The organism is Nostoc sp. JL34 (assembly GCF_017114945.1).
Taxonomy (GTDB): domain Bacteria; phylum Cyanobacteriota; class Cyanobacteriia; order Cyanobacteriales; family Nostocaceae; genus Nostoc.
Genome location: NZ_JABXKQ010000170.1, coordinates 1 through 5229, shown reverse-complemented (window position 1 = coordinate 5229; position 5229 = coordinate 1). Strand labels below are relative to the sequence as shown.

Below are 5229 nucleotides of genomic sequence, written 5' to 3'. Positions count from 1 at the left end.
ATTGCTATATCAGGCAAGTCCTATTGTCAATAGGCTTTGAGACGCGCTAACCCTGGTCAAATAAGGGCTGTTTCAATTGACATACAGTAACTCTGTGAGATGCTATGCGATCGCTAAGAATAACCTAATGGTGATGGGGGGCAGATCGCTGCTTTCGGAGCTAGCAATCACAGTTTTTATATGCTTATAGCCTCCCACATCACATGCAACACTGTAATATTAGTCTTGAGGCTCCTCAGATATAGGTTCTGATTCGGTTTCAAGTTCTTCTGTTTTGACTTTGGCTGCTGGAGGTTTAACCGGTTTTGGGCCACGCGCTAGGGCAGGATTCCCCTGATGCCTGTTTTCATCTCCGAATGATGCTTTTTTCCCTTTGTCAGACGAGCGATTACGGCTCGGTTTTGAGTTTTTTGGGTTGGATTCAATAGGGGTTACAGAATCCGCATTTTCGGAATTGTTGTCAGCACTTGCTTGAGACTGACGTTCCGATTTTTTGATTGGACGTTCTACCATTGTTGATTTTTGTAAATTTATCTGTATGGTACATCGGTTTGGTGACTATCAAACTGTTGAGTAGCATTTTTTAAAGATTTTATTGTTGGAATTTCTGAGTAGCTCTGGAGAGTTGTTTTGACAAAAAAGCAGCCAACAAACTTAATCAATTAACTGATTAAATGTAAAAATGGGTGCGTTGTCGATAACTGAACGCACCCGATAATTATTTAACAAAATCAGGTCGTGCCTGTTGCCTTGATTTAAACTTTTCCTCTAAAACTGCCCAATTTTCTTGCTCAATTAAGTTAGTCAACTCATCGAGATTTTGACGATATTGTTGCAGCGATCGCAGCAAAGCTTGACGATTATATCGCGCCATCATCACGCCCAACTCTGGATTCCCACCACCCACACGACTAGTATCCCGAAAACCTGAACTAGCTAAATTTTGGGCTAATTGCAAAACATCGGGGTCAGTTTCACTCAAACAAGCAGCAATCAACGAGGAACTGACCATTACAGGTAAATGGGAAATCCAACTCACAGCGCGGTCATGTTGCTCAGGTTGACAATAGTAGATATTCGCTCCCAGCGATCGCACAATTTCTTCCACAACCGTAATTGCACTAGTTGGTGTTTTAGTTATTGGTGTTAGAACATAAGGTTTATCGAGAAATAAATCTCGCTGTGCAGCTTCTATCCCACTGTCTGTTCTTCCCGCCATTGGATGACCACCGATAAAATTATCCCAAAGGGGAGAAATATCCTTGACTATCTGTGCTTTCGCCGAACCCACATCAGTCACGACTGTAGTCATAGGCAAATGAGCGATTAACTGTTCAAATTGGGGCACAATAAGTGCTAGAGGTGTACAAATAAATACAACTTCTGCGGTTGCTAACAGGCTCAGATCAACTGATGCTTCATCAACACTGCCGATGGTAACTGCCTTTTGACAGGTGGTTTCACGGCGACTAACTCCTAAGATATGATGTCCTTGCGATCGCAAATCAAAACCCAAAGATCCGCCTATCAGTCCCAATCCTAAAATCCCAATATTCATTTTTGATTTTGACATTCTGTTTTTTATGACTTTACCAACTATTAAAGTTGGCATCCAAGGGGTAGTATCGATGACTGTAGAGGAATTACTGGAAAAATACGCAGCAGGAGTCTTAAACTTTAGTGGTGTTGACCTTGCAGAAGCCAACCTGAGTGGGGTCAGACTCAGTGGTGTGAATCTTAGCAATGCTAATTTGAGTATCGTCAACCTGAGTGGCGCGAATCTGAGTGAAGCTAACTTGAGCAATGCCAAGCTGAATGTCGCCAGACTAAGTGGGGCGAATTTATGTAGCACCATCCTTAACAATGCTAGTCTCAACGTCGCTAATTTGATTCGAGCGGATTTGGGTCGCGCTCAACTTAGAGGAGCCTCGTTAATCCGCGCCGAGTTAATTCGCGCTGACCTCAGTCGCGCTGACTTGTCGGAGGCTGACCTTACTAGTGCCGATTTGCGAGAGGCGACACTGCGCCAAGCGAGTCTCCGTCACGCTAACTTGAGTGAGTCTGTCTTGAGAGGTGCTTCCTTGACCGGAGCCAACTTGGAGATGGCTAACTTAAACGCCAGCGATCTCAGTCGTTCTGACCTGAGCGGTGCAAATTTGCGAGATGCCGAACTTAGACAAGCCAATCTCAGCCATGCTAACTTGAGCGGAGCAGATTTGAGCGGCGCGAATCTCCGGTGGGCAGATTTGAGTGGTGCGAATCTCCGGTGGGCAGATTTGAGCGGTGCAAAATTAAGTGGGGCTGATTTAATTGGCGCAGATTTAAGCAATGCCAATTTAACAAATACAAGTTTAGTCCACGCCAATTTAACTCAGGCAAAATTAATTAGGGCGGAATGGATCGGTGCTGACTTAACAGGAGCAACTTTAACTGGAGCCAAGCTTTATGCCACGTCCAGGTTTGGTTTGAAAACCGAAGGGATGGTTTGTGAATGGGTCGATCTTAGCCCAAATGGCGATCGCTCCATTATCCAAAACTTCCATTCTGAAGAGTCACGAGATTTCTTTAACGAAACACCGCCAACAATTCGGATTATTGTTGATGCAGCCCTAGAACACGAAGCCAATTTTGCGATCGCTGGGGCTTACTACCAAATTGCTCAGGAATACCGAGGGCTGAAACAACCCCCAAGCATCGAAAGTGGCCGTCGTCGAACTATTTTCACCTTTCATGTAGATAGCGACGAAGCATTATTTCCCACTGCTTGCATTGTGATTCTTCCCTTTCTAGATGCAGCATCTACTCAAAATAATATTTCCAGTATAGTGGAAATGATTAACAGTGAAGTTGTTGCTAACCAAAATTTAAAATCGTTAAAATCGCCCCATATAGTGAAACAATTAAATATTCTTTTAGAACAAGCCATGAGTCAGGCTACAACAATTAAGCAGATGAAAAGAAATATCGAAGTAGCTGCAAAGTTAAATTTTTGTAAAGCCCCAACCCAAATAGTTTTAACGAATTCCAGCGCCCACACCTTGATTGTCTATGACCATCCCAACTTTGGGAAAAGATTTATTAATCGCTCTGCTCTCAATGCTTCAGCTTATGATGATATATCTAATGAATCAACAAAATCTATATTACCTTCGTTAGATATGGTTATGGATTTTGTTAAAGGATTTCACTATATTAGTCATTAGTCATTGGGTATACATAGGGGATTAGACAAATAACAAATGACAAATGACAATAAACAAAATTTTGGAGGACAAAAATGAGCAATATCTTTAATAAAATGATCGGTCGAACTCGTTATGTAGTCTTTCGCCTATTTCTGCACTTAGGGGGAGGTGAAGTAGCGCCAATTTTGGGAGTATTAAATAGTGCTGGACGAGATGCAATCGATGCCGAGGGCGACTTAGAAGTTTTGGGAGAAGGATTAGTAGAAATTAGTCAAACCCTACTGCAATACGATGAATATTGGCTTTCTGCTGCCAACGAAGGTGACGTATTTTGGAGTGAAGGCGAGGCAGGAGATTACGTGAATGAATTGTTTACTGACTCTGCCGAAAGATATCTCAGCGAACCAGATTACAGTTCTGACTCTGGATTGAATGAACCTTTATCTATACCTGTAACCCGCAACGTCATTGCGATCGTTACAGTAGCTTATGAAGGAGAAGTACCAGAGTTAGAAACCGATCTTTCTAACGTTCAGGCACTCAAGGAAGGATTGAAAGCATTGATAAATTTGCATTACAAACATAGATTGAAGGCAATCCAAGTGCATTTCTCACCAGCACAGTTAGGCGATGAACTCACTAGCGATCAACTGTTGCAATATTACCCAGAATTGATTCCTTTGTAATCTGTTGGGTAGTCCGTACTTACTACTCACATCGATAAATTGTTAAGCTCAGAGATAGGACAATAATCCAATGATCATGACCATAGTACGTAAATTTACAGCCGTTTTTTTAGCTCTGAGTTTGTGTATAACAACTGTTGCTTGTGGAGGCGAAAACCAAACTACTCCCCCAGCTAAGAACGTTAGCCAAACCTCTAATGCCACCAAGCTGAGTGACGGAGAGTATCAAATACAACAAGCTACTTATGACGATGCAACTGGGGAGTACAACCTGTTTTTACTTAACAATAAGCCCCCAACCTTTTCAACCGAAAATTTGCAAATGGCACGGTTAACTGACGATCAAATCAAGGAGGGTAAGAAAACCTATCTGAAGGTAGAAAAAGGACAACCAATTTTATATCTGACAGAAGACTTTAAACTTGAGTACGTCCACAACGTTACCGAGAATAAAACCAATCCCCAAACAGGACAACAAGAGACGGTTGTAGTCCGTCGAGAAAATAGTTTCTGGGCACCATTTGCTGGGTCTGTGGCTGGTAGCTTGGCGGGACAGGCAATTGGTAGCATGTTGTTTAGACCCCAGTATTATGTACCCCCTGTCTATCAATCAGGACAAGGATTAAGTGGCTTCGGTGGATATGGCGGAAGCTATGGCCAAGCAGTTCAAAACTACCAAACTCGCTACAATGCGCCACCAGCAGCCGTGACAAATCGCACTGCGTTCCGCAATACAGGGACAATTAGAAGGTCATATCCTGGAAATTCAAATGTACGCAATACACCGCGTAGTACCACAGGTAATAACCGTCCTTCTGGTTCTGGTTTTGGTGGTAGTACGTTGCGACCCTCTGGTAACTCCAGCACTACCAGACGTAATTCTGGTAGTGGTTTTGGTAGTGGGCGTAGTTCAGCACCCCGCCGCTCAACTGGTTTTGGCAGCAGACGCCGTTAAGAAATTCCAAATTCAATAAATAGACTGCCTAACAATCAAAGGTAGTGTGTTGCACAAAGAAGTCGGAGGGTTGACTTGTAACCCTCCGGCTTCTCTTTTATATCTATGCAATTCGTGATGATTAATTATGAATTACGAATTATGCCTGTTCACTTGATTAGTTGGGCAATGACTGTGGCAATCATCACTAATTTGATTACTTATAGGAGAGACACACAAATCTATTCAAGAGTTACCATCGGGAATATTTTCCCCTTTTTTTCTCTTGTAAAATTGGGATACTCTCGGTGCAATAAAGTCGAGCGCGTTGTTCCATAGAATGATATTTTGAAAATTTCCGTCTAAATAAACGTGAGTTCGACGGATAGAAAACGGCAAAAAGCTTGCTAGATATGAAACATGA

General features: G+C 42.6%; 5 protein-coding genes. 3 read left to right on the top strand and 2 right to left on the bottom strand.

Features of this window, described 5'->3' with window-relative positions; translation table 11 throughout:
- Window positions 1-219: 219 nt before the first annotated feature.
- A complete protein-coding gene (locus HWQ44_RS30975) occupies window positions 220-513 on the bottom strand; it encodes a hypothetical protein (RefSeq protein WP_292725923.1) in 294 nt (97 codons plus the stop codon).
- 205 nt (window positions 514-718) lie between these two features.
- Complete coding sequence (locus HWQ44_RS30970; RefSeq protein WP_292725927.1) at window positions 719-1558, bottom strand: prephenate/arogenate dehydrogenase; 840 nt, start codon at window positions 1556-1558, stop codon at window positions 719-721.
- 70 nt (window positions 1559-1628) lie between these two features.
- On the opposite strand from HWQ44_RS30970, the gene HWQ44_RS30965 reads away from it, so the two are divergent.
- The 3 genes from HWQ44_RS30965 (at window position 1629) to HWQ44_RS30955 (ending at window position 4826) form a co-directional block, all read left to right on the top strand.
- On the top strand, window positions 1629-3203 hold the full coding sequence (locus tag HWQ44_RS30965; protein ID WP_292725925.1) for a pentapeptide repeat-containing protein: 1575 nt from the start codon (window positions 1629-1631) through the stop codon (window positions 3201-3203).
- Window positions 3204-3277: 74 nt separating this feature from the next.
- Window positions 3278-3871, top strand: a complete 594-nt coding sequence (locus HWQ44_RS30960) for a DUF1517 domain-containing protein (RefSeq protein WP_292725921.1) — start codon at window positions 3278-3280, stop codon at window positions 3869-3871.
- Between the two features lie 70 nt (window positions 3872-3941).
- Window positions 3942-4826 (top strand): hypothetical protein, encoded by an 885-nt coding sequence (locus HWQ44_RS30955; protein WP_292725920.1) that lies wholly within the window; start codon window positions 3942-3944, stop codon window positions 4824-4826.
- The last annotated feature ends 403 nt before the right edge of the window (window positions 4827-5229 follow it).